At 47.0% G+C, this 23,980-nt stretch carries 18 protein-coding genes; 11 read left to right on the forward strand and 7 right to left on the reverse strand.

What is annotated here, in order from left to right:
- The first annotated feature begins 53 nt into the window (after positions 1-53).
- Positions 54-1,193, forward strand: coding sequence for a 3-phenylpropionate MFS transporter (locus tag K6Y21_RS15085; RefSeq protein ID WP_233072680.1), 1,140 nt, complete (start codon positions 54-56; stop codon positions 1,191-1,193).
- 75 nt (positions 1,194-1,268) lie between these two features.
- Positions 1,269-4,736: a hybrid sensor histidine kinase/response regulator gene (locus K6Y21_RS15090; protein ID WP_233072681.1), complete on the forward strand. Its 3,468-nt coding sequence runs from the start codon at positions 1,269-1,271 to the stop codon at positions 4,734-4,736.
- A 179-nt stretch (positions 4,737-4,915) separates the two neighbouring features.
- Here K6Y21_RS15090 and K6Y21_RS15095 read toward each other — a convergent pair whose 3' ends face one another.
- The 6 genes from K6Y21_RS15095 to cutA form a co-directional block, all read right to left on the reverse strand.
- Positions 4,916-5,707: a hydratase gene (locus K6Y21_RS15095; RefSeq protein WP_233072683.1), complete on the reverse strand. Its 792-nt coding sequence runs from the start codon at positions 5,705-5,707 to the stop codon at positions 4,916-4,918.
- Between the two features lie 57 nt (positions 5,708-5,764).
- Positions 5,765-6,403, reverse strand: coding sequence for a response regulator (locus tag K6Y21_RS15100; protein WP_233072684.1), 639 nt, complete (start codon positions 6,401-6,403; stop codon positions 5,765-5,767).
- Positions 6,404-6,537: 134 nt separating this feature from the next.
- Positions 6,538-7,149 (reverse strand): LysE family translocator, encoded by a 612-nt coding sequence (locus K6Y21_RS15105; RefSeq protein ID WP_233072686.1) that lies wholly within the window; start codon positions 7,147-7,149, stop codon positions 6,538-6,540.
- A 127-nt stretch (positions 7,150-7,276) separates the two neighbouring features.
- Complete coding sequence (locus K6Y21_RS15110) at positions 7,277-8,212, reverse strand: LysR family transcriptional regulator (RefSeq protein WP_233072688.1); 936 nt, start codon at positions 8,210-8,212, stop codon at positions 7,277-7,279.
- The gene (locus K6Y21_RS15115; RefSeq protein ID WP_233072690.1) at positions 8,213-10,015 is read right to left on the reverse strand and encodes a protein-disulfide reductase DsbD; all 1,803 of its coding nucleotides are present in this window, start codon (positions 10,013-10,015) and stop codon (positions 8,213-8,215) included. It abuts the gene before it with no gap.
- A 56-nt stretch (positions 10,016-10,071) separates the two neighbouring features.
- Entirely contained in the window at positions 10,072-10,392 is a 321-nt protein-coding gene (gene cutA / locus K6Y21_RS15120; RefSeq protein WP_233072692.1) for a divalent-cation tolerance protein CutA, read from the reverse strand.
- Positions 10,393-10,663: 271 nt separating this feature from the next.
- Here cutA and aspA point away from each other — a divergent pair, with 271 nt between their 5' ends.
- From aspA to groL, 6 genes are all read left to right on the forward strand, one after another.
- Positions 10,664-12,121 carry an aspartate ammonia-lyase gene (gene aspA, locus K6Y21_RS15125; protein ID WP_233072693.1) on the forward strand — a complete coding sequence of 486 codons (1,458 nt, stop codon included), beginning with the start codon at positions 10,664-10,666 and terminating at the stop codon, positions 12,119-12,121.
- 59 nt (positions 12,122-12,180) lie between these two features.
- Positions 12,181-13,482: an anaerobic C4-dicarboxylate transporter gene (locus K6Y21_RS15130; RefSeq protein ID WP_233072695.1), complete on the forward strand. Its 1,302-nt coding sequence runs from the start codon at positions 12,181-12,183 to the stop codon at positions 13,480-13,482.
- Positions 13,483-13,715: 233 nt separating this feature from the next.
- Positions 13,716-14,225 (forward strand): FxsA family protein, encoded by a 510-nt coding sequence (locus K6Y21_RS15135; RefSeq protein ID WP_233072697.1) that lies wholly within the window; start codon positions 13,716-13,718, stop codon positions 14,223-14,225.
- Positions 14,226-14,646: 421 nt separating this feature from the next.
- The gene (locus tag K6Y21_RS15140) at positions 14,647-14,880 is read left to right on the forward strand and encodes a DUF1107 domain-containing protein (RefSeq protein WP_233072698.1); all 234 of its coding nucleotides are present in this window, start codon (positions 14,647-14,649) and stop codon (positions 14,878-14,880) included.
- Positions 14,881-15,156: 276 nt separating this feature from the next.
- Positions 15,157-15,450, forward strand: coding sequence for a co-chaperone GroES (locus K6Y21_RS15145; RefSeq protein WP_233072699.1), 294 nt, complete (start codon positions 15,157-15,159; stop codon positions 15,448-15,450).
- Between the two features lie 57 nt (positions 15,451-15,507).
- Positions 15,508-17,148 carry a chaperonin GroEL gene (gene groL, locus K6Y21_RS15150; protein ID WP_233072700.1) on the forward strand — a complete coding sequence of 547 codons (1,641 nt, stop codon included), beginning with the start codon at positions 15,508-15,510 and terminating at the stop codon, positions 17,146-17,148.
- Positions 17,149-17,275: 127 nt separating this feature from the next.
- On the opposite strand, the gene K6Y21_RS15155 is transcribed toward groL, so the two are convergent.
- A complete protein-coding gene (locus K6Y21_RS15155; RefSeq protein WP_233072701.1) occupies positions 17,276-18,184 on the reverse strand; it encodes a LysR family transcriptional regulator in 909 nt (302 codons plus the stop codon).
- Positions 18,185-18,319: 135 nt separating this feature from the next.
- On the opposite strand from K6Y21_RS15155, the gene K6Y21_RS15160 reads away from it, so the two are divergent.
- The 3 genes from K6Y21_RS15160 to K6Y21_RS15170 all read left to right on the forward strand — a co-directional run bounded on the left by K6Y21_RS15160 (position 18,320) and on the right by K6Y21_RS15170 (position 23,614).
- The gene (locus K6Y21_RS15160; protein WP_233072703.1) at positions 18,320-19,273 is read left to right on the forward strand and encodes a glutathione S-transferase family protein; all 954 of its coding nucleotides are present in this window, start codon (positions 18,320-18,322) and stop codon (positions 19,271-19,273) included.
- A 9-nt stretch (positions 19,274-19,282) separates the two neighbouring features.
- Positions 19,283-20,110, forward strand: a complete 828-nt coding sequence (locus K6Y21_RS15165; RefSeq protein WP_233072705.1) for a DODA-type extradiol aromatic ring-opening family dioxygenase — start codon at positions 19,283-19,285, stop codon at positions 20,108-20,110.
- Positions 20,111-20,278: 168 nt separating this feature from the next.
- Positions 20,279-23,614: a glycosyl hydrolase family 18 protein gene (locus K6Y21_RS15170; protein ID WP_233072707.1), complete on the forward strand. Its 3,336-nt coding sequence runs from the start codon at positions 20,279-20,281 to the stop codon at positions 23,612-23,614.
- Positions 23,615-23,980: the final 366 nt, after the last annotated feature.

The raw sequence follows: 23,980 nt of genomic DNA on the forward strand, positions 1-23,980 counted from the left end.
CGCGAAATAACTTAGCTACAATAAAGGCACTTATCCTTTTCGGAATCATTTAAGTGCCTTTTTTATCTTCTCCTCTTTGGCTTGCTGGTTTTTTCTCCTTATTTTTCTTTGCTTGGGGCATTTTTTTACCTTTCTGGGCGCTTTGGCTTGAAGGTGAGGGGTTAACCGCGGGGCAAATTGGTTTGGTACTGGGGGCGGGCTTGCTTTTGCGTTGTTTTGCTAGCTTGCTGATCGTGCCCAGAGTCAAAAATGAAAGCCAATTATTACCAGCGATCCGTTACCTTTGTTTTTTTACCTTGGCTTGTTTTGCCTTGTTTTTATTTTTACAGGGTTTTGTCTTACTCGCCCTTGGTACCTTGTTGGCAAACTTTGTGATTTCACCCTTGATGCCCCTAGGGGATGCGTTAGCGGCCAAATGGGTGAGTCAGATCCGCCTTGATTATGGTAAGGTGCGTTTGTGGGGCTCGGTCAGTTTTATTATTTCGTCGAGTATTTTGGGCGGTTTGATCACTCGCTTTGATCATTCGATTATTCTTTACGCCATGCTGGCCAGCTTGCTGGCATTGGTATTAATGAGCTGGTTTAAGCCGGCCACCTTGCCGCAAGATTCTCTACAGCAAACTAATGTTTCGGTGCCTTTATGGCAGGTATTAAAGCAGCCGAGTGTGGTACGGTTTATGATGCTCACCAGCTGTATCCAAGGCAGTCACGCCGCTTACTATAGTTTCAGCTCTATTTATTGGAAAAGCGTGGGTTATAGCGAAACTACCATAGGTTATTTGTGGGGCTTTTCGGTGTTGGCTGAAGTTGGCTTGATGGCGATTGCCAGTAAGTGGTTTGGCCGCTGGCGCGCCAGCCAGTTGTTTATGTTGGCGGGCGTTGGCGTAGCAGTGCGCTGGAGTATGTTAGCCTTCACTAGCGAGTTGAGCCTAGTGATAGTGGCCCAAGCCTTACATGCGATCACCTTTGCCGCGGCTCAGATTGCGGCGATCCGTTATATTTCAGAAGAAGCGCCGCCGCAGTTCGCTATCCAATTACAGGCTCTCTATTCGGCCATTGCCCTTGGTCTGGTGACAGCTGTGTTAACTTGGTTGTCGGGCTATTTGTACCCAAGTTGGCAGGGTCAGGTGTTTTGGTTGATGGCGGTATTGGCATTGCCAGTATTTTGGCTGGCACGTCGGCGTCAAGTCTAACTCTGTGAATTTGCCTCTTGTTTTGAATTAACGCATTAATAACAATAGCGTAAATATTCTTTGTTCGAGTGCGCCATGGATCTTGGCTGGTTAGTTGCCCCGGTTTCGGTGGCTTATTTATGTGTTTTGTTTTTAATTGCTTGGCTTGGCGATCGCCTGACGGCCAAGCGGTTAAAATGGCAACCACTGATTTACAGCCTGTCGATTGGCGTGTACTGCACCTCTTGGTCTTTTTTTGGCACCGTCGGTCAAGCCAGTACCGACTTTTGGTCGTTTATCCCCATCTATCTGGGCCCGATTTTGATGTTTGCCTTTGGCTGGAAGCTGATTGGACGCATCATCTTGATTGCCAAACGCGAGCACATTACCTCCATTGCTGACTTTATTGCGTCGCGTTACGGTAAATCGCAAAAGTTGGCCATGGTGATCACCTTGATCGCCATCATCGGTATTTTGCCTTATATCGCGTTACAACTGCGAGCCATCGTGATGGGGCTGGAGCTGCTAGGCACACCGACCGTTAGCAGTGCCTATAACAGTGATAATGCTGGCCTTATGGCGCTGTTGGTGAGCCTTGCGCTGGCCATGTTTACCATTTTATTTGGTACTCGCAAAATCGACATCACCGAGCATCATCGCGGCATGGTAATTGCGGTGGCGTTTGAATCCTTGGTAAAGCTCGTGACCTTTGTCGCCGTGGGCGTGTTTGCCGCTTATGTGTTTTACACCGCGCCGAGCGCCATTACCGAGCCAATACAGGCGCAATTTAACCAGCAAGCGAGTTATTTAAGCTGGGGGCAGGGCATTGAAATGTTAGTGCTCACTTTGCTTGCCGCCTTTGCTATGGTTTGTTTGCCTCGCCAATTTCATGTCACAGTGGTGGAAAACAGCCAAGGCCAGGACATCCATTGGGCGCGTTGGCTGTTTCCGATTTATTTGCTGGCGATGGGCGCGTTTGTGTTGCCTTTGGCCATGGCGGGACAGCTTTGGTTAGGCAGTGATGTCAGTCCTGATCATTATGTGATCAGTCTGCCCATGGCCTTTGATCATCCATATTTAGCCATCGCCGCGTATTTGGGCGGTATGTCTGCCGCCAGTGGCATGGTGATTGTGGCCACCATTGCCCTGAGCATCATGATCAGTAACGACATCGTATTACCGCTGCTGCTGCGTCGTCAAAACTTTGAGCAAAACAGTTTTGTAGAATTTAAAGACTTGTTGATCAAGGTGCGGCGCACGGCCATTGTCGTGATCTTGCTGTTGGCGTGGGGTGCACATTTACTGTTAAGTCAACTGGAATCTCTTGCTGCCATTGGTGTGCTTTCCTTTGCCGCTATCGCTTTATTTGCCCCTGCGCTGATCATGGGGCTATTTTGGCGCAATGCGAATCGAAAAGGCGTCTATGTAGGCTTGGCGCTGGGGTTTAGTTTTTGGCTGTTAACCTTGTGTCATGAGCTCAACTGGCTACCCGGCGATGCGCAATCGAATTCGTTAATTTGGCTGATCACTCCGCCACAATTTGGGGTTTTTATTGATCTCAGCCCGGCTTATTGGGGGATCATCCTTAGTCTATTAAGCAATTTGTTGGGGTATCTTGTTGGCTCAAGTTTATCGTCACCCGCGTTAAGTGAGCGCATGCAGGCCTCATCTTTTGTCGGTAATGTTGATAAAGATCCGGTGGCGTTTTATCAAGCCAAGGTGCGCATCGAAGAGCTAGAAATGCTAGCGACCCGCTTTTTAGGTAGACGCCGAGTTAAATTGCATTTTTCCCGCTATGCCAGAATTAATGATTTGGTACTTAAACCCGAAATGCAGGCGCCGGGCTCCTTGATTGAATTAACGGAGCGCTTACTTGCCGGTGTCTTTGGTGCATCCTCGGCGCGCTTAGTGTTATCGTCAGCCCTACAAGGTAGGGACATGCAGCTTGATGAGCTGGCTACCATAGTGGATGAAGCTTCGGAATTATTTCAATTTAACCGCGGCCTGCTGCAAGGGGCGATAGAGCACATCAATCAAGGTATTTCCGTGGTGGATAGCCAGCTGCAGCTGGTGGCGTGGAATCGACGTTACATCGAGCTCTTTAACTTCCCGAAAGAGTTGATCCAAGTTGGGCGACCGATTGAAGACATTATGCGTTATAACGCCGAACAAGGCTTACTGGGTTTAGGCGATATCGAGTCGCAAATCGCCAAACGCCTTGAGCATATGCGTAATGGCACCCCCCATGAATCATCGCGTACTCGCCTTGATGGCCGCGAGATCCAAATGCAAGGCAACCCGATGCCCGGTGGTGGATTTGTTATGACCTTCAACGACATTACGCCGTTTCGCCAAGCCGAAAAAGCCTTAAAAGAAGCCAATGAAAACTTGGAAGCGAGGGTGGCCGAGCGCACCGAAGCCTTATCGCATTTGAACTCGCAGCTTATGTATGCAACCGAATTATCTGAGCAAGCCAACCTTTCCAAAACCCGCTTTTTAGCGGCGGTGAGTCACGATTTGATGCAGCCGTTGAATGCGGCAAAACTGTTCACCTCATCACTGCGGGAGATGGCGAACACGCCAGAAACGTCCACCTTGGCGAAACATATCGATGATTCCCTCACCTCGGCCGAGGAGCTTATCGGTGATTTACTGGATATGTCGCGCTTAGAAGCGGGCAAGTTGACACCTAAGCTAAAGCATTTTTATTTGAACGACGTGTTAAGCCAACTGGATGCGGAGTTTAGTGTATTGGGTAAGGAATACGGGGTGCGCTTTCACACACAACATGCGCATTTACCGGTTTATTCCGATCCCAAGTTGTTGCGCCGGATCTTACAAAACTTTTTAACCAATGCGTTTCGTTACAACCCGCAGGGCAAGGTATTACTGGGCGTGCGCCGCGTGGCGGGCGAAGTGGAAATTCAAGTGTGGGATAATGGCCCGGGCATTCCTGAGCATAAGTTAGCGGATATTTTTGAAGAGTTTTTACGTCTCGATCATTCTAAAACCGCGCAAGAGCAGGGCTTAGGCTTAGGCCTTGCCATTGCGAAAGGCTTGGCTAAGTTATTGGGACATCAATTGTTGGTGCGCTCTTGGCCTAACAAGGGCACGGTCTTTAGCGTACGTTTAGCACGGGCCGAGCCAGCCTTGGTAGCCAAGGAGCAAACCATCACCAATACCGCTGTTGGCATTGAAGGTATTCGAATTTTATGTATCGACAATGAAGTGGATATTTTGGCCGGCATGCAAGCGTTATTAGGTCGCTGGGGCTGTGAGGTCGAAGTAGCGGAAAGCTTAGATCAGGCGGTTGCGCTATTGGCCAAGGGCTGGTTGCCGCAAATCATCCTCAGTGATTATCATCTCGGTGAAGGTAAGACCGGCTTGCAAGCGCTGCACATGCTGAGATTGCAATACGGTGATATTCCCGGTGTGGTGATCAGTGCCGACCGCCAAACAGAGATGTTAGCCAAGATTAAATCTCATGGTTATCGCTACTTAAGTAAGCCAGTGAAGCCGTTAAAACTTAAGGCGCTGATCCGCGCAATTTTAGATGGGGCTTAAGGTATTGGTTTAATTAGACTGTCGTGGGTGGTGGGCTTGGTTAAACGGTTACCGGTTAACCTTGATCGGCGAATATCACCGTTTCCCGGAGCGAGCTCCGGTCCCACAGTGACAGAATCACGCAATTAGCTAAACAGAAAACCTGTGGTAGGTGGGCTTAGGCTAACGATTAACCCCGCTTAGTGTGATTCAACAAACTCCACTTCAAATTCGCCTAAGCTGCCATATTGAAACTGAACTTTTTGGTTAAAAGGCAGCGCCAATACCCCCGCATACGATCCTGTAATTACATGCTGACCTTTACTTAAGCCTATGCCTTGCCTGGATAAGAAATTCACCAGCCAATATAAGCCTGCTCTGGCATGGCCGTCTTGATGCTTGGCTTGATACACTTGTTTGCCGGCATCGGCAGTGGTGATGGTTAAATCAAATTCCGCGTAAGTTTCGTCCTGAGCTGGGATAATGTCGGGCCCAAGCCAAATACCTTGATTTAGTAGACCATCGGCAAGGGCTGAATGGAAGCTTTGCTCGGCCGGCGCTTGATAGCGGCTATAGATCAGCTCTAAGGCCAAACGAGTCGAGCCAATCACGGTATCAATTTCCTCATGGCTATAAGGCGTTTTGCGTGGCGGTAAGTCTTGCCCTAGGGTAAAACACAGCTCAGGCTCAATCAGGGCTTGGCCATTGGTTGGGATTAATGGGACCTTTGGCGCGCTTTGCACTTCGTTAGCAAATAAATGACCAATAATGGTTTTTGCCCCGTTTGGCATGGCGCATTTCCAGCCGATCACTTGGGTGGATGCCATTTGACAATATTGCGCACTGACTTGGCGGGCAATGGCAAACGCATCGCTAAAACCAGTGGGCGTTAGCTCAGGTGGCAATGATGGGCCTTTGGTTTTGTTAATGCGGCGCTCGGCAAGCTCGGTGGCAACGTCTAATATTGCCGATGGAGATAGGTTTACTGTCATAGAGAACTCAAATAAAAAACCCACCCTATATAGGTGGGTATGGTAGATGGGAAAACGTTATTCGACTTCCATTTGTTGCAGCGCGATCACCGCTTGGGTGCGATTACTGACTTCCAGTTTACGAAAGATAGCCGTGACATGGGCTTTCACTGTGGCTTCGGATACACCTAACTCATAGGCGATTTGTTTGTTAAGCAGGCCCTCGTTGAGCATGACTAACACGCGATATTGTTGCGGCGTCAGCAGCGCGAGTTTATCGGCAAAGTCGGGTTGCTCGGGCTCGGCTTGAGTAAGGTCTATGCCTTCTGGGATCCAAGGATCGCCAGCAAGAGTTTGGTTAAGTGCGGTTACGAGCTGCTTCATCGGCGCGGATTTAGGGATAAACCCCATGGCGCCGAGCTTAATGGCTTTACGGATAACCGCTTCATCTTCACTGGCCGACACCACCACGATAGGCAAATCTGGGTACAATCCGCGTAAATGGGTTAAGCCGGAGAAGCCATTGGCACCAGGCATTTTTAAATCAAGCAGTAACAGGTCAACATCGTCTGTGTGTTCAAGCAGCGCTAACAAGCCATCTATGGTATCAGCTTCCAATAAGTTCGCATTGTTAACCGCCATGTGCACAGCTTGATAAAGCGCGTTGCGAAATAGCGGATGATCATCTGCAATAACAATCGTGTAAGGCGTTTCCATGGGGTTATATCCATGTTAATCGAGGGTATAAGTGTTTACCTCACGCTAACACCAAGTGTACTTTTGGTCAATTGATGGCCTAGTGTTAAGACTTTAGTATAGATCCTAGCTCACACAAATATGTCATATTTCGCTTATGACATCTGGATCCCAATCAAGCTGCCAAGGCCGACTAAGATCCCGCCCGACAATTTGTTAATTCGTTGCTGGTTTTTTTGTAGCCATTGATTGAGCCAACCTGAATAGATGAACTTCATCAGTAGCGCCCATACCACGATGGCCTCAATGGCGATGGTAGCAGCGAAAAAGAGCTTACTGCCAGTAGAGGTATCGGGTGAGACGATTTGGGTGAAGGTTGCCACTAAAAACATCAGTACCTTAGGATTAAGTAGGTTACACAATAAGCCTTCAAGATAAGCGTAGCGGGCTTTAACAGGGCCTTTACAAGTAGCGTCAATCTGTTTGTTTTTACAGCGCCAAGCTTTAATACCTAAGTAAATCAGATACGCAGCGCCAGCATACTTAACTAGGGTAAAGACCATGGGGGCTTGTGAAATAAGTAAAGACACGCCAAACACAGCTAATAGTAGGTGGGCACAAAAGCCCGTCATGATACCTAGGATGCAGCATAAGGTCGTGCGTTTAGCACCAGTGCTACCGTAGCGTATTACCATGATCATGTCTGGGCCAGGGCTAAGCATGCCAAGTAAGTTGATAACAAGTAAGGTAAATAACACTTCAGACATAATACAACACAATACAAAGTTAAAACGGATATAACTAAGTGTAGAGTCGACGAGGTCATAACCACAGTGACTTTTAAGAATGGTAGCTATTCCATATAGGAATTTGCCTTATGGCGAAATTTGGGGGTTAACTGCCGCGTGAAATTGGGCCTAGCTCTTGTTGTTGGATCAATTGGGTAAGATGGGTGCGAAACCAGCGATGAGCAGGATCTTGATGGTTTCTGTGGTGCCATTGCAAGGTGCAGTCAAATTCGTCGATATGCACGGGCAATGGTTTAATGGTCACAGGGTGATCTTGTGATAGCCGCTTGGCAATGTGAGAGGGCAGGGTCAGTAATAAGTCAGATTGCGCCACCATGTTAACGGCGGAAGGGTAGGAGCTCACTCGTAACCTAACCTTGCGGGTGACGCCATGCTCGGCCAAGGCGCGATCTATTGCCGTGGTTTTATCTGTGCCTACGGTGATCACCGCATGATGATACTGAGCAAAGTCGGGTAACGATAATTTAGCTTGGCCACTTAAAGGATGATCATGGCGCATGATGCAGACAAAGTGATCCCGATTGATCAAGCTAGCATGGATATCTTTGGCATTGGGATCTTGGATCGTGGTGCCTAAATCGACCTTGCCTTCTTTGAGCAGTTGATAGGTTTGCTTATCCCAGTTTTGCACATTGATGCAGATATGCGGCGCCATCAAGTAAAGCTCGGCCAGCGCCTTAGGCAACATGTATTCGCTGACATAATCGGTGGCGGCGATGGTGAATTCTTTGCGGCACTCGCTGGGATCAAAGTCTTGCGGGCTGAATAGGCCTTCCATGGTTTGCACTAATTTAGCGACTTCGGGCGCCAGTTGTAGCGCCTTGTTGGTTGGGATCAGTTCATTGCCTGCTTTCATCAGTAAAGGATCGTGAAATAATTCGCGCAGTTTGGCCAAGTTTTTACTCATGGCCGATTGGCTGATGTACTGTCGCTGCGCCGCTTTGGTCACGCTTAATTCTTGCAGTAGTAAATGCAAACTGACGATTAAGTTAAGGTTTATACGGCTGATGCGATCTATCATTTAGTTAACCCCAAATTGTTGCAGGTGAGCTAAAAATTGTTCGGCATTCATAAAGCCTGTTACTCTGGCATTTTCTAATCGCTCACCGGCTGGGTTATAAAATTCGATGCTAGGTAAACCAAGGATATTTAACTGTTTTAACAGATCTTGGTTAGTCTGGTTATTGGCGGTGACATCGGCTTGGATCAGCATGGTCTGCTCAAGTTGAGCGATCACGTTTGCATCGCTAAAGGTATCGCGCTCAAAATCCTTACACGCCACGCACCAATCGGCGTAAAAATCCACCATCACCCATTGGCCATTTTGTTTAGCCTGCCGCAGCTTTTGTTCTAGCTCGGTTAGGTTACTGACTATTTCAAAGCGCGATTTTAGGTTTTGTTGTATCACTTGATGCTGCTGAATTTGCATCACGCTGTAGCCAATCACGCCAAGGGCGGCTAAGCCCAATATCAGACGGTGTGCGCTCTTATACCGGCTCAGGCTGCGGCCACTGGCGCTGGTTAAATAGGCTAACAAGGCCAGCGCTAATAGGGCAAATAACAAGGTAACTAAGGTGGCATTTAAAAAGCGCTCTAACATCACGATGGCGACGCTGAGTAACAAAAAGCCAAAGATGACCTTGATATGCACCATCCAAGCACCGGCCTTTGGTAATAATTTCCCTCCTGAGGTGCCCAGCAGTAACAGTGGCAAGCCCATGCCGATACTCAAAGCATATAGCACGGCGGCGCCTAAGATCATATCGCCGCTGCTGGCCACATATAACAAGGCGCCAGAAAGGGGCGCAGTAGTACAAGGCGAGCACACCAGACCGGAAATGAGGCCCATGATAAACACGCCCTTAACACTGCCGCCTTGTTGTTGGTTACTGAGGTTATTTAAGCGGTTAGTGATAAAACTAGGCAGTTGCAAGTTATACAAACCAAACATCGACAAAGACAACACAGTAAACAGCACGGCTAAGCTGATTAAAATGGCTGGATGTTGCAGCGCTGCTTGGTATTGTAAGCCGGCCATGGCAACCACTAACCCTAGTAAGGTGTAAGTTAATGCCATGCCTTGTACATAAGTAAACGACAAGATAAAACTGCGCCGAGTGCTGAGCTGCTTCTGGCCGACGATAATACCCGATAAAATTGGATACATAGGAAACACGCACGGGGTGAAAGCGAGGCCTATCCCGAGTAAGAAAAACAGCCCTAAGCTGACGGCTAAAGATTGCTCGGACAAAATCGCGGCAAGGCCAGAAGCACTTTGCCGATCTAGGCTAGCGTCCTTTTGCGCTGAGCTACTTTGGCTTGGTGTTTGACTATCGGTTTCGCTAGTGTCACCGCTAACGCCTCCAGTATCCCCAGCAAAGGGGGTTAGGTAAATCACTTTGGTTTCGGGTGGATAGCATAAACCGGCATCGGCGCAGCCTTGGTAAGTGACGGTGATCTGGGCGTCTTTTTGTACCTTGGCAACCTTAAGTTGAATTTCCGTATCTTGTCGGTAAATCACCACATCGCCAAAGTAGTCGTCGTGATAATCAATGCCACTGGGCAGTTGATAAGGCCCAAGCTCGGCGCCTTGAATGCTAAAGCTAAATTGATGCTGATAAAGGTAGTAGCCAGGCGTTACCGCCCAATTAAGATAAACCTCGTCATCTTGCTGCTGATAAGCAAATGGAAAGGCTTGATCAACGGGTAAGAAGCTGGGTTGCTGAAACGGACTGTTACTGTTGGCTTGGCCAAATGGGTCGGCGCTGTGTACGGTAAAACTCATAAGCCAACACAGTAAGAGGGCCGTCCAATATTTGTTCATTACAACTACCTTAACGCACAAAAGTTTTTAGGAAATAGATAACACAAGATACAGGATTATTGGGTAACTTGATCAATCCAATTTAAGTATCTCGGTTCACCTTGGCTAATGGGTAAGGCGATGATTTCCGGTGTGTCATAGCTGTGTATTGCTTTAATGGCTTCGGCGAGGGGCTCAAATAGGGTGGAGCAGGTTTTTATCATCATCAGCACCTCACGATCTTGGTGAATTTCACCTTGCCAATGATACATGGAATAGACATTAGGCTGCATGGTGACACAAGCGGCCAGTTTAGCATTGAGGATCTCCGTCGCAATCTTATCGGCTTCGGTGTTATCTGGTACGGAACATAGAACCATGATAAAGGTTTGCTGCATTAGGGGTACTCCTGTAATGGGTGAGCTTGAATAGCAAAGCGATGATAAACGCCCTTGATCCAAGTCACGGTTTCATTATTTATTCCCTTAAGTAAGGGTATCCCCCTATACCTAGGTGCTTAATGATTACGTAGTCTGCTTTTATTGATCAAAAGTCTCACAACTTGATTCGGGATACAAGAAGGCGGAGCAACTTGGTCAATATCTGATGGTAGTTAATGTGTTAGCACGCAACTACCTTGCTTGTTTGAACGTGAAGAGGGTTCAAATTATGACTGCACCAGCCCATATTTCTCATCCATTGCTAAACCAAGACAACACACGCGTTGAGCATGACTTGCTCGGCCCCCTTGCCATTCCTGATGATGCCTATTATGGCGTGCACACCCAGCGGGCGATGAATAATTTTAAGATCAGCTCGCAGACCATATCTGATTTTCCTGAGTTTATTGTCGGCATGGTGCTCACTAAAAAAGCCGCTGCTTTAGCAAATGGAGAGCTGGGGGCCTTACCCATGGCCATGGCGCAGCAAATTGTGCAAGCCTGCGATCAAATCCTGAAAACTGGGATTGGCCTAGATCAGTTTAAGGTGGACGTGTTTCAAGGCGGCGCGGGAACCTCGGTCAATATGAATACCAATGAAGTGATCGCCAACATTGCATTGCAAAACATGGGCTATCAAAAAGGCGAGTATCAACACCTTAGCCCCAATGATCACGTCAATAAATGCCAATCCACCAATGATGCTTACCCCACAGGATTTCGCGTTGCCTTATATCGCTACAGTGACAAATTATTAGCGGCCATTGCCCACTTGCAACAAGCCTGTGATGACAAGGCTAAGTCGTTTGATGACATATTAAAAATGGGCCGTACCCAGCTGCAAGATGCGGTGCCCATGACCTTAGGCCAAGAGTTTCATGCTTATGCCGTCACCTTAAACGAAGAAATTAAATTTATTAAGCGCTGCCAAGAATTGTTACTTGAAGTTAATTTGGGAGCGACCGCAATAGGTACTGGATTAAACAGTCCGGCGGGCTATTCAAAACTGGCCATAGCTAAACTAGCTCAAGTAACGGGACATGATTTTGTACCCGCCGAAGATTTGGTTGAAGCGACATCCGATTGTGGCGCCTATGTGATTTTATCGGGGGCATTAAAGCGCAGCGCGGTGAAACTGTCTAAGATTTGCAATGACTTACGTTTGCTAAGCTCGGGACCTAGGGCTGGCTTAAATGAAATTAATCTACCGGAGATGCAGGCGGGCTCGTCTATTATGCCAGCCAAAGTTAACCCTGTGATCCCCGAGGTGGTGAATCAGGTGTGCTTTAAGGTATGCGGCAATGATCTCACCATCACCATGGCGGCGGAAGGGGGGCAATTGCAGCTCAATGTGATGGAGCCGGTGATAGCCCAAAGCTTGTTTGAGTCACTGCAGTTACTGACCAATGCCTGTTATACCTTGGCGGATAAATGCATTGATGGGATCACCGCTAACCCTGAGGTGTGTCTGGCTTATGTGCAAAACTCCATAGGTTTAGTGACCTTTTTAAATCCCTATATTGGCCACCATAACGGTGACAAGGTGGGGCGGATTTGTGCACAAACCGGTCAATCGGTGAAGCAAGTCGTGCTTGAACTTGGTTTACTCAGTGACGCTGAGTTAGATGAAATATTATCGGTTGAGAACCTAAAAAGACCGCAATATCGCGCTAAATTACATATTTAACAGACTTTATTTAACGAGTGGGCAGATAAGTCGGCTGCTGGCTGGCTAAGGCTAACATTATGATTGCAATAGAACTTTTGGTCGTACTTGCGGCTATCTTTTTAGGCGCTAGGCTTGGCAGTATCGGCATTGGTTTTGCTGGTGGCCTAGGGGTACTGGTTTTAACCTTAGGCTTTGGCATGACGCCGGGCTCTATTCCTATTGATGTCATTTTGATCATCATGTCGGTGATAGCCGCCATTGCAGCGATGCAGGTTGCCGGAGGGCTGGACTATTTGGTCTCGCTGGCTGAGCGTGTGCTGCGGAAAAATCCTAAACAGGTGACGTTTCTGGCACCTGTGGTTACCTACATCATGACCTTGTTTGCCGGTACTGGCCATACGGCTTTTTCTACCTTACCTGTGATTGCCGAAGTCGCTAAAGAGCAGGGCGTGCGTCCTTCTCGGCCATTAAGTATTGCCGTGGTGGCCTCGCAAATTGCGATCACCGCATCGCCGATTTCCGCGGCGCTGGTGTTAATGACGGGGATGCTAGAAAAATACAATGTGAGTTATCTGCAGATCTTACTTATTTGTATTCCTACGACCTTTGTAGCTTGTATGGTGGGGGCGTTTGTCGCTCAGTTTATCGGTAAAGACTTGGCAGATGATGAGGTGTACCAAGACAGATTAGCCAAGGGATTAGTGTCAACCCATAAAGTTGAAGCAAGTGAAATTAAAGCGGGTGCTAAGGCGTCGGTGCTTATCTTTCTATTTGCGATCGTGGCAGTGGTGCTTTATGCCACGGCGATCAGTGATACTGTGGCTTGGATTGAAAACCCAGTATTGCCCCGTAACGAAGCTATTATGGTGTTTATGCTCACAGCGGCGACCATCATTGCCTTTTTTACCAAGATAGATACCGCTGAAGTGCTCAATGCCGCCACGTTTAAATCGGGCATGAGTGCGTGTATTTGTGTGCTGGGGGTGGCTTGGTTGGGGGATACTTTTGTATCCAATCACATTGAAGGCATAAAAGAAATGTCGGGTGTGTTATTAACGGACCACCCTTGGATGCTGGCGGTGATTTTGTTTTTTGCCAGTATGTTACTTTACTCGCAAGCGGCGACCACGGCGGCGCTGATCCCGCCAGCATTGGCATTAGGGGTGAGTCCAGAAGCGGCTCTGGCCTCTTTTGCCGCGGTCAGTGCCTTGTTTGTGCTACCGACTTATCCAACCTTGCTCGCGGCAGTGGAAATGGATGACACGGGGTCAACTCGCATTGGTAAAGCTGTGTTCAATCATCCTTTTGTTATCCCAGGTGTGGTGACAATAGTCGTGTCCGTTGCCCTTGGCTTCGTGGTGGCTAATCTCGTGCTATAACATCCTCATACATAGCGAAATAAACCCTGTTTCGTAAATACAAAGCTAAATGCTCGGTATTTACGCGGCAGGGTTTTTTGTTGCCAAGGCCAAGTTAAGGTAAGCTTGCGCACACTTGAGCTGATGCTCACCCATACTATTGGGTTTGCCTTAAGAAAGTAAGGGCAACTAGGTATGGTGATTAAAATCACACTTGTTATGCTTACCACATGGATTTTAGGGTCGAGGTGACTATGTTTGCTAGATTATTTTTGTTGTTTACCGCCACATCATTGTTAGAAATTTTTATCTTAGTTAAAGTTGGTGGCTTTCTAGGTGCTTGGCCTACCGTGGGGTTAGTGATTGTGACGGCATTAGTAGGCTCATCCTTGGTGCGCAGTCAAGGCATACAAACCATGTTTAAGGTGCAAGAGCGCATGAATCAGGGTGAAATGCCTGGTCAGCAGCTGGTAGAAGGCATGATGCTAGTGATTGCGGGGGTATTATTAGTGACGCCAGGTTTTGTTACTGACTTTTTAGGTTTGATGTTGCTTCAACCTAATGTGCGTGCTCACCTTGCTAAGGGAGCAATGAGTAAGTTTCAGGTGCAAATGATGTCAGCGGGAGCCGGTTTTCAAGGTGGCTTTCAGTCTTATGACGGTAATGAAACGGCTTCGCCCTTTAACGCTCAAGGCAGTGCTCAGCCACCGCGTCATTCGGACAAGGGCAGCACGATTGAAGGTGAATTTGAGCGTAAAGAATAAACAGGGCCTATCTAAAAAAACTAAAGCAGCACATTAAGGGTGTTGTTTTAGTTTCTTCTTCTAATGCTCACTCTAGCCTGAAAAAATATCGGTTACCCGTCTCACACTATCGATTTATATAAGCTTTGCCCACTTGAAAAGCGAAACCTATCCCTGTATTTTACTCCGCGTTGACATTGAGACTAAAAATAATATGAACTTTGGCGATCCATTTGCGTCTAACCAGAGTATAAGTTGACACAATAATATAATTCACCAGCTAGGTGGGCCTTATTGAAGTATGCATTAAACCGATGGATGGGTTTAATTCTAAATAAAGCATTGGTGGCAGGGAGCTTGCTATTTAGTTGATTATTCAACTAGTTTTGGTCCTCTTCGTTGTTTTCAGCGAATCGAGGCATCATCAAGGGAGATTTTCCAAATGAATGTTGCTGTATCTTTACGAACTTTTAAAAAGTACCATCCTCGCCAAGTAGCGAAACACATCAAAGCCTTTTTTAACGGCCGTATTTACATTGTCGGTATTGGTCGGTTCCGGGTCGTCAACGGTAAGCTTGTTGCCTATAAAGACGCAGACAAAAAAGCGCTATCTGTGATGAGTGAAGTCAATCGCATCATCAAAGAAATGCAAATGCAACAAAGCGTTGCAGCATAATTTCTGTTTTCTTAGTGTTTACTACTATGCATAAAAGGAGCTACGGCTCCTTTTTTTATGTCTGCTTTTTGGGACACATTGATGAGCGCGTCGCCCCGTAAGGGCGTGCTTTTGTCGAATAATTCAAAATTTTTTTCATTTTGCCCTTGAGATAGTCAACAACAGCCCCATCTAGAGTGCATAGATTTGGCTAAGGTCAGTTCTTTACATGCAAAAGAGAAATGAACTCAGCCGTTTTTGCAATCAACAATAAACAAAACTCTCAGGAGAACTTCAATGAACATTCGTCCTTTACACGATCGCGTTATCGTTAGACGTCAAGAACAAGAATCTAAGTCTGCTGGCGGTATCGTTTTAACTGGCTCAGCAGCCACTAAGTCCACTCGTGGCGAAATCATTGCCGTGGGTAATGGTCGTATTCTTGAAAATGGCGACGTTAAAGCGTTAGATGTGAAAATTGGCGATACGGTTATTTTTAGTGAAGGTTACGGCGTTAAGACTGAAAAGCTAGACGGTGAAGAAGTATTGATCATGAGCGAAAGCGATATTCTTGCTGTGGTTGAAGCTTAAGCAACGCATTGAAATAAATTAACTTTCTAAATATTTATTGAATTCAAGGAACTAATAATGGCTGCAAAAGACGTATTATTCGGAAGCGACGCTCGCGAGAAAATGTTAGCGGGTGTTAACGTATTAGCAAACGCGGTAAAAGTAACACTGGGCCCTAAAGGTCGTAACGTTGTGCTAGACAAAAGCTTTGGCGCGCCAACCATTACTAAAGATGGTGTATCGGTTGCCAAAGAAATCGAACTAGAAGACAAGTTCGAGAACATGGGCGCACAAATGGTGAAAGAAGTGGCTTCTCAAGCCAATGATGCAGCGGGTGACGGTACTACGACTGCTACCGTATTGGCTCAAGCGATTATCACTGAAGGCCTAAAAGCCGTTGCAGCGGGCATGAACCCAATGGATCTTAAGCGCGGTATCGACAAAGCGGTTGTTGCTGCAGTAGAAGAACTAAAAGCGCTATCTGTGCCGTGTGCTGACAACAATGCGATTGCCCAAGTGGGTACCATTTCCGCTAACTCTGACAAAGCGGTTGGCGAAATTATCGCACAAGCCATGGCTAAAGTAGGCAAAGAAGGCGTTATCACCGTTGAAGAAGGCCAAGCATTACAAAACGAACTTGATGTTGTGGAAGGGATGCAATTTGATCGCGGCTACCTATCTCCTTACTTCATCAACAACCAAGAAGCGGGTACGGTTGAACTAGAAAGCCCTTACATCTTATTGGTTGATAAGAAAATCTCTAACATCCGTGAACTACTGCCAACGCTTGAAGGGGTAGCAAAAGCGGGTAAACCTTTGCTTATCATCGCAGAAGATGTAGAAGGCGAAGCGCTAGCAACTCTGGTTGTAAACAACATGCGCGGTATCGTGAAAGTAGCTGCTGTTAAAGCGCCAGGTTTTGGTGACCGTCGTAAGGCCATGCTACAAGACATTGCTATCCTTACTGCGGGTACGGTGATTTCTGAAGAAGTCGGCCTAGATCTTGAAAAAGCGCAACTAGAAGACCTAGGTCAAGCTAAGCGCGTTATCATCAACAAAGATGAAACAACCATCATTGATGGTATTGGTGAACAAGCGCAAATCGAAGCTCGCGTAGCGCAAATTCGTGGTCAAATTGAAGAGTCTTCTTCTGATTACGATAAAGAAAAACTACAAGAGCGCGTAGCTAAGCTAGCTGGTGGTGTTGCGGTCATTAAAGTAGGCGCAGCGACCGAAGTTGAAATGAAAGAGAAGAAAGCACGCGTTGAAGATGCATTACACGCAACTCGCGCTGCGGTTGAAGAAGGCGTGGTTGCCGGTGGTGGTGTAGCCCTTGTTCGCGTAGCAGCTAAACTTGTTGAATTAACGGGTGATAACGAAGACCAAAACGTCGGTATTCGTGTTGCACTGCGTGCAATGGAAGCACCATTACGTCAAATCGTCACCAACGCGGGTGAAGAAGCCTCTGTGGTTGCTAACAACGTACGCGGTGGTGAAGGTAACTACGGTTACAACGCAGCAACGGAAGAATACGGCGATATGATCGCCATGGGTATCTTAGATCCAACTAAGGTAACCCGTAGTGCTATTCAGTTTGCTTCATCGGTTGCGGGTCTGATGATCACTACCGAAGCTATGGTGACGGATTTACCGCAAAAAGATGCACCAGCTGCGATGCCTGATATGGGCGGCATGGGTGGCATGGGCGGTATGATGTAATAAGCCTTTGCTTATAAGTTATTGATTTAATAGCTTATGAATTTTAAATGGTCAGCATAGTGCTGGCCATTTTTTTATCCTCTCAAATCATTTTTATTGATTTTTACCCTCCTGTTTTCCGCTTCATTTAATACTCATCCCAGTAAGGGGATTCACCATAGTAAGCATTGAGAAAATCGATAAACACGCGCAGCTTAGGCGCAAGTAATTTTCGGTGTGGATAAACCGCGTAAAGACCTAATGGGTCTGGGGTAAACGAATCTAATAGGGTTTGCAGATGACCTTGTTTTAATGCCGCACCAACGATAAAGCTGGGCTGTAAAATATAGCCTTCACCAGCGATGGCGGCTTGCATTAACACCTCACCATTATTGGCTATCATGGCTCCTTGATTCTGCTGGGCGTAAGTTCGTAACGTATTTATTAACTCATTGGTTGAAGGGCTAAAACCCATATAGCTATATTGTAAATAATGGGCCGGGTTGAGCTCACTTGGAGCCATTGGCGTGCCGTGCTGCTTGAGATAATCGGGAGCGGCGCAAAGCACGAGACGAATGGGGGCAATATTTCTTGCGATTAATGATGAGCTTTGCAAATGGCCAATGCGCAGCGCGACATCAAATCCGTCATCAACCACATCTACCTTGCGATCACTTAACTCGAGATTGATAGAGATATCTGGATAGTGTTTTCTGAAATCCCTGAGCAAAGAGGCAAGGTGCAAGGTAGCAAATGAAACCGGGGCACTAATATGTAGCCGCCCTTTAGGCTGGGTTTGGATCTGACCAAAATGATCTTCCATATCGGTTAAGCTTTCTAAGATCTGCGTGGCATGCTTTAAACATTGCTCTCCCGCCTCGGTAAGATGGACGCGTCGGGTGGTGCGATTAAAAAGCCTGACATTTAACCCTTGCTCAAGATGTGACACATATTTACTGACCAACTGGCTGGAAAGCCTAAGCTTATCAGCCGCTTTGGTGAAACTGCCTTGCTCGGCAACGGCGACAAACGCCTTCATCGTTTCAATGCGATCCATGGTTTTAATATTGCCAACGTAGTGTTGTTAATAATGCAATGAATATAGCATTTATCTACACCAAGGTTGTGATTAGTCTCTATTTATACCCGACTCAGACGGTGATGAGGGCAAAGAGCAGACAAGGGCATAACTATGTTAGTAAATGGCGTTTGGCAACAAAAATGGCAACCAGTGCAAGATCAAGATAAGCAAGGGCGATTTATTCGACAAACTTCCTCATTTCGCAACTGGATTACCCGAGATGGTGCTGCTGGAATAACGGGGCAGGGCGGCTACCCAGCTCAAGCAGGGCGATATCATCTTTATGTTGCTTACATTTGCCCTTGGGCCAGTCGCACCTTAATGGCTCGCGCTTTAAAAGGGTTGCAGGAGATCATTAGTGTCTCAGTGGTCTCGCCTAAGTTAACGGATCAAGGCTGGAAATTTGCTGGCCTAGGCAGCAATGGCCAAGATGAGCTAAGCCATAAAACCTATTTACATGAACTGTATAGTCAAGTCGCCCCCGACTTTACCGGCAGGGCCACTGTACCTGTATTGTGGGATAAGGAAACTCATACCATAGTCAACAATGAGTCGGCCGACATAGTTCGTATGTTCAATAGTGCGTTTGTTGAACTGGTCGATCAGGGACCCGATTTGGTACCTGCTGGCTTAATGGCAGAAATCGACGCGTTAAATGATTTCCTCTATACCCATTTGAATAACGGCGTGTATCAAGCAGGCTTTGCCACTTCGCAAGCGGCTTATGAAGAAGCGTATGAAAAGGTGTTTACGGCATTAGATACGTTAGAGCAGCGGTTATCCGATGGGCGCTCATTTCTATTTGGAGATGCGTTAACGGAATCGGATCTTCGCTTGTTTGTAACCTTGATCCGCTTTGATCTGGCTTATTACGGCTTGTTCAAGTGTAATCGCAATATGATCAAGGATATGCCCGTCCTGCATAACTACATGCTTAGAGTATTGGCGATCAAGGGGATAGCGGGCACCGTCAATATTGACCATATTAAACAGGGGTATTACTCCATTAAGGCGCTGAATCCAAACGGTATCGTTCCCAAAGGCCCTGCCGCTATTTTTCAATAGGAGCAGACAATGAATGATGCAACGGTTATTTTTCTCTCCCATGGCGGTGGCCCTATGCCTTTGCTCGGTGATCCAAGCCACCAAGCTATGGTGGCTACCCTTAACACCATCGCCAAGCAAATGGTTAAGCCAAGTGCCATCTTAGTGATCAGTGCTCATTGGGAAGCCGATCCTGTGATGGTGACGTCAAGTGCCGCGCCGGATTTGATTTATGATTATGGTGGCTTTCCGTCAGCAGCATATGACATTCGCTATCCCTGTAAGGGGGAGCCAGCGTTGGCCGCACATGTACTGACCGCGCTACACAACCATGGCATAGAAGCCAAGGAAAACGTCAATCGTGGGTATGACCATGGCCTATTTGTGCCCCTTAAAATTATGTATCCAGAGGCCGATATTCCTTGTGTGCAATTGTCACTCTCATCTTCTTTGGATGCGTCCTTTCATCTTCTACTTGGCAAAGCGCTACGCCAAATCCAATGGAATGATTTGCTGGTGGTAGGCTCTGGATTCTCGTTTCATAACATGCAGGCGTTTTTTGCCCCAAGCCAACAGATGAAACTTCATAACCAAGCATTTGAGTCTTGGTTGGGCTCAACCTTATGTACTCAAGATATGTCAGAGCAAGTACGTGAACAAAATTTGGCGCATTGGCAACAAGTGCCGGGAGCAAGAGCATGCCATCCCAGAGAGGAGCACTTGCTGCCGCTGCATGTTTGTTATGGGTTAGCAGGGCGAGCTTGTGACCAAGATTATTCGGTGGAAATTTTAGGATATCAAGCATCGATGTTTGTTTGGTTTGGCAAAAATATTGAGTCTTTTTCTAATCTGGAGTGAGCTTAATTACTACTTTAGGTGGATCAATTATTTGTCATGGAGTGTGGTTTTTTTACACAGTTTTTGAAATGTGATCCATGCTATGAAATTGGTTTCATATGTTGTTTATGTTGTTGCCTGACTTAGGAAAAGTCGCACCACAACCTAACCTCGTTTAAGGATAAACGTATGAAACATTCAACCAAGGCCTCCTTGGCCAAGGGCGCGTTTGCGCTTAGTACTCTTACCTCTGCATGCCTATTGGCATTTAATGCCCAAGCCGCTAGTTATGATTGTAGCGATATTCAACCTTGGGATTCATCCGCTGTTTACGCAGCAAAAGGAACATTAGTTCAACACCAAGGAGCGGTGTTTGAAAATAAGTGGTATGCCGGTAGCTGGGATAAGCCTGCCGTAGACGCATCACCTTGGGCCAATTGGCAATTCAAAGGTGAATGTGGCGATACCAAGGTGAACATCATTCCGACGGTTGTCCTTGCGGATGTGGGCAAATTAACCGCAGGCCAATCTGTTAGCTTTACTGCTCGCGCCAAAGATGACGATGGTCAAGTCACTAAAGTTGAATTCTTTATTAACGGTAGCCTGATTGCTAGTGCTGCAAGTGCACCTTATCAAGCCAGCTGGAATGCGGTTGCTGGCCAACACGAGCTGACGGCGATTGCCTACGATGATAAAGGCGCGCAAAGTGAGGTTGCAGTGCAAAAAATCACTGTGGATGCCGAGCCTGTTGACAACCTAAAACCAACACTCAGCCTGTCTGGTGTGACCGATGGTGCTGAAATGTTGGTGGGCGAAGCGGTGACACTACAAGTGATCGCACAAGACAGCGATGGCAGCGTGGCTAATGTACAAGTGGTCGTCAATGGCGTTAGCCTTGATTTGGTGCCTGCGCCAGACAACGGCACAAGCAATAAAGTGACCTACCTTGCAAACTTCACTATCGCAAGTGGTGTAAATAGCATTTTAGTGAAAGCCGAAGATGACAAAGGCGCCATTGTTGAGCAGGGCTTAACGGTCAATGGCAAAGAAGCCGTTAACCTACCGCCACAAGTGGCCATGAGCTTAAGCACCACCCAAGCTAAGCCGGGCGACACGGTGACCATTAACGCCACTGCAAGTGATAGTGATGATGGCTTAAAGCAAGTTGAATTTTTCATTGATGGTATCATCATCGCTCGCTTTACTCCTGATACCGTTTCAGATTTTACCAGTGGTAAATACAGCTTTGATTTTGTCGCAACCAAAGACGTTAAGGTCACTGTCGTTGCTACGGATTTGAAAGGATTAAGCAAAGAGCAACATGCCTTCTTAACCGTGAACGACGGCATCGTGAGCAACGATTGTCGCCCTGATGGTTTGTATCAAACACCAGGCGTACAAGTCCCCTATTGTAGCGTTTATGATGATCAAGGCCGTGAAAAAATGGGCGCCGATCATCCTCGTCGCGTGATAGGCTATTTCACCAGCTGGCGCAACAAGGGCAATGTCGATCAAGATTATTTAGTGGATGACATCCCGTGGGAAAACCTCACTCACATCAATTACGCCTTTGCCCATGTGGGTAAAGATCAAGGGGTGGGCTTAGGTCAAGCACAGCAAGAACAACTTGCGCGTTTGGTTGAGCGTAAGATGCAACATGACGTAAAAGTGCTTATTTCTGTGGGTGGCTGGGCTGAAACGGGTGGCATTAATGGCCCTGATGGTCGTGAGCAAACCGGCGGTTTCTACAAGTTAACCACCAATATGGACGGTTCAATCAACCATGCGGGCATAGCTAAATTTGCTAAGTCATCGGTTGATTTCATTCGTAAGCATAAGATTGACGGTATCGACATCGATTACGAATACGCCTCAGCCATGAAAGGGGCTGGTCATCCTGGTGATTTCTGGATTTCAGACAAGTTACGTCCTCATTTAATGGCCTCTTACGTTGAACTGATGAAGGTGATGCGTGAGGAGTTAGATAAAGCCTCGGTTGAAGATGGTCAGCATTATCTATTAACGGTAGCGGCACCGGCATCGGGCTGGTTACTTCGTGGCATGGAGCGCTACCAAGCCAACGCGTATCTTGATTACATTAATATCATGTCTTACGACCTGCACGGCGCGTGGAATGAATACGTTGGCCATAACGCCGCGCTTTACGATACAGGTAAAGACGGTGAGTTAGCGCAAGTTTACGCGGCGCAACAATACGGCAAACTGGGTTACCTAAATACCGATTGGGCGGCCCATTACTATCGTGGTGGCATGCCAGCAGGGCGTATCAACATCGGTGTCCCATACTACACCCGAGGTTGGGAGCAAGTTTCTGGCGGCGAAGCCGGTTTATGGGGTAAATCGAAAGGCAGCAATTGTCCTGCGGGTACGCACGGCAAGTGTGGCGCGGGAGCAAAAGGGTTAGACAACCTTTGGCATGATTTGGAGAAAGATCAAGAAGTGCCAGCGGGCTCGAACCCAATGTGGCATGCCAAGAACCTACAAAACAACATGTTAGGCTCTTATTTAGAGACCTATGTGAACTCTCCCGATTACACTGGCGATAAAACGGCTTATGACCAGATCCAAGGTCAATATGAGTATCATTACGATGAGCAAGCAGTGGCGCCTTGGTTATGGAACCCAACGACCAAAACCTTCCTATCAATGGAAGATAAGAAGTCCATCTTAACCAAAGCGGCTTATGTGAAGGAGCAGGGGATCGGCGGTATCATGTTCTGGGAGCTAGCGGGTGACTATTCGTGTTATCCATATGATGCACAGGGCAAAAGGACCACGGTGGCCGATAAGTCAGAAGCGGCCTGTGCTTCGGGCAATGGTGAATACCACATGGGTAACACCATGACAGAAACCATTTATGAAGCGTTTAAGTCGGCGACCCCTTATGGTAATAAAACCATTGAAGGCAGTGTGCCAGCACAAGCAGTGGATCTAAAAATCACCTTAGATAAACAACGTGCTGATTACCCCATCACAACGGATTTGATCATTGAAAACAACGCTGGTGTAGCGATTGATGATTTGGTTGAGATTTCATTTGATTACCCAACTTCGGCACCCGCCAATGCGGTGGCAGGTAACGCCAATACCGTGAGCATAGTGTCGGGTCATGACGGTGACAACATCGGCGGGTTAAAAGGTAACTTCCATCGCATCAGCTTTAGCGTGTCTAAATACCAAGCGATTGCTGATGGCGAAACAGGGAAGATCAAGTTTACTTATAACTTACCTATCACGGGCCCAGTAAATTACACGGTGAAAATCGATGGGGTGGAATATGCATTAGCGCAAGAGCATCCAGACCTGCCTCTTGCTGACTTATGCCGCCCTGAAGGCTTACCTGTGTACCCTGATTTTGTCCACCAAGATGGTTGGAAACCTTACAACGCCAAAGGCGAAAAAATGGTTCACAACGGCGCAATCTGGGTGCCAAGCTGGGGCCAAGCGAACACCGAGCCTTCGGCCAGTGATTCATCTTGGACTAAGGTATGTACCCTTAAATAACCTGAGTATGACCAAGCTAATTAAGCGTTTTGCTTGATAGCTAAGTGATTGCGTGGCGGCTGATTTTTGCGTCACGCAATCACCATCAATAATTTAAATTCGGGATAACTAGGGATAGCTAAGGGGGAACTAAAAGTGCAGTTAAATCTACTTTAAAATAAAGGTTTTTATGTCTGTAGCAGTGAGAAAAACTTAAAAAAGACAGTTAAAAAGTAAAGTAATTATCAACTGGGTGGCCCTATGTAAGATTTTTGCAGTAAATACAAGAATTCGATCACGTTTTACTTAATTGAATTTCTCCTTAATCCATTTTCTACGTATATTGACTGTACTAGCTAGGAAAGCTAGCACAGGAAGCAGGACGCG

Source organism: Motilimonas eburnea (assembly GCF_021295345.1).
GTDB lineage: Bacteria > Pseudomonadota > Gammaproteobacteria > Enterobacterales > CBDFNC01 > Motilimonas > Motilimonas eburnea.

What these genes read in the sequence shown, in the direction of transcription:
- K6Y21_RS15155 (WP_233072701.1), bottom strand. Translation starts at nt 18,184, where the DNA reads ATGGATCGCATTGAAACGATGAAGGCGTTTGTCGCCGTTGCCGAGCAA.
- K6Y21_RS15090 (WP_233072681.1), top strand. Translation starts at nt 1,269, where the DNA reads ATGGATCTTGGCTGGTTAGTTGCCCCGGTTTCGGTGGCTTATTTATGT.
- K6Y21_RS15110 (WP_233072688.1), bottom strand. Translation starts at nt 8,212, where the DNA reads ATGATAGATCGCATCAGCCGTATAAACCTTAACTTAATCGTCAGTTTG.
- aspA (WP_233072693.1), top strand. Translation starts at nt 10,664, where the DNA reads ATGACTGCACCAGCCCATATTTCTCATCCATTGCTAAACCAAGACAAC.
- K6Y21_RS15095 (WP_233072683.1), bottom strand. Translation starts at nt 5,707, where the DNA reads ATGACAGTAAACCTATCTCCATCGGCAATATTAGACGTTGCCACCGAG.
- groL (WP_233072700.1), top strand. Translation starts at nt 15,508, where the DNA reads ATGGCTGCAAAAGACGTATTATTCGGAAGCGACGCTCGCGAGAAAATG.
- K6Y21_RS15165 (WP_233072705.1), top strand. Translation starts at nt 19,283, where the DNA reads ATGAATGATGCAACGGTTATTTTTCTCTCCCATGGCGGTGGCCCTATG.
- K6Y21_RS15170 (WP_233072707.1), top strand. Translation starts at nt 20,279, where the DNA reads ATGAAACATTCAACCAAGGCCTCCTTGGCCAAGGGCGCGTTTGCGCTT.
- K6Y21_RS15140 (WP_233072698.1), top strand. Translation starts at nt 14,647, where the DNA reads ATGAATGTTGCTGTATCTTTACGAACTTTTAAAAAGTACCATCCTCGC.
- K6Y21_RS15135 (WP_233072697.1), top strand. Translation starts at nt 13,716, where the DNA reads ATGTTTGCTAGATTATTTTTGTTGTTTACCGCCACATCATTGTTAGAA.
- K6Y21_RS15160 (WP_233072703.1), top strand. Translation starts at nt 18,320, where the DNA reads ATGTTAGTAAATGGCGTTTGGCAACAAAAATGGCAACCAGTGCAAGAT.
- K6Y21_RS15100 (WP_233072684.1), bottom strand. Translation starts at nt 6,403, where the DNA reads ATGGAAACGCCTTACACGATTGTTATTGCAGATGATCATCCGCTATTT.
- K6Y21_RS15115 (WP_233072690.1), bottom strand. Translation starts at nt 10,015, where the DNA reads ATGAACAAATATTGGACGGCCCTCTTACTGTGTTGGCTTATGAGTTTT.
- K6Y21_RS15145 (WP_233072699.1), top strand. Translation starts at nt 15,157, where the DNA reads ATGAACATTCGTCCTTTACACGATCGCGTTATCGTTAGACGTCAAGAA.
- K6Y21_RS15105 (WP_233072686.1), bottom strand. Translation starts at nt 7,149, where the DNA reads ATGTCTGAAGTGTTATTTACCTTACTTGTTATCAACTTACTTGGCATG.
- K6Y21_RS15130 (WP_233072695.1), top strand. Translation starts at nt 12,181, where the DNA reads ATGATTGCAATAGAACTTTTGGTCGTACTTGCGGCTATCTTTTTAGGC.
- cutA (WP_233072692.1), bottom strand. Translation starts at nt 10,392, where the DNA reads ATGCAGCAAACCTTTATCATGGTTCTATGTTCCGTACCAGATAACACC.